2 protein-coding genes are annotated in these 550 nt (G+C 42.7%); both read right to left on the bottom strand.

All coding sequences use genetic code 11. From position 1 onward, the window contains the following. On the bottom strand, positions 1-299 hold a 299-nt coding region (locus GC102_RS02135), incomplete at its 3' end, for a Y-family DNA polymerase (RefSeq protein ID WP_446686376.1). Then, the coding region (locus GC102_RS39020; protein WP_512698983.1) for a YhjD family protein at positions 299-550 on the bottom strand (252 nt) is incomplete at its 5' end. The genes GC102_RS02135 and GC102_RS39020, both read right to left, overlap by 1 nt.

Genomic DNA, 550 nt, shown 5'->3' with positions numbered 1-550 from the left:
GTATATTCCTTGTAAATGTCAGTAATGGTAAGTGATACATCTATATAACGCTGCATGTGTGGACGCATTACGATAGCGTTTGGACACAATTGGAGCGCTTCACCAAGCCGTTGCGCTGTACTAACTCCAAAGCTTTTAGCGATTGGGCATGCCGCCAAAATAATACCTGATCTCCTAGCTGGGTCCCCAGCCACAACAACAGGAAGATTTTCGAGACCCGGATGAGTCGCCTTTTCAACACTTGCATAGAACGATTGACAGTCCGAGAGGAATATTGTCCTCTCACGTTTCTCACTCATCACAACGCCCTCCTCATATTCATGAGCGTGGTCATAAGTTCGGCCTTGACCAAGCTGCGAAGCATTGTGAAATGATGAATGTAGCCACGAACCTTGTATTCAACGTTAATCCCGATTGCATTCGTGGTTGTGTTTAGTACTTTGATATCACGCTTTTTCATACTGCTCTTAATACTTTGTAATTGGGGATAAATCGCTGTCTCAACCTCTCTCAAATAATAAAGAACATGATTATAAACAATTTTGTCCTT

The organism is Paenibacillus germinis, from assembly GCF_013141785.1.
GTDB lineage: Bacteria > Bacillota > Bacilli > Paenibacillales > NBRC-103111 > Paenibacillus_E > Paenibacillus_E phytorum.
Note: the sequence above shows the minus strand (reverse complement) of the source record. Positions and strands in the feature narration are given on the sequence as shown.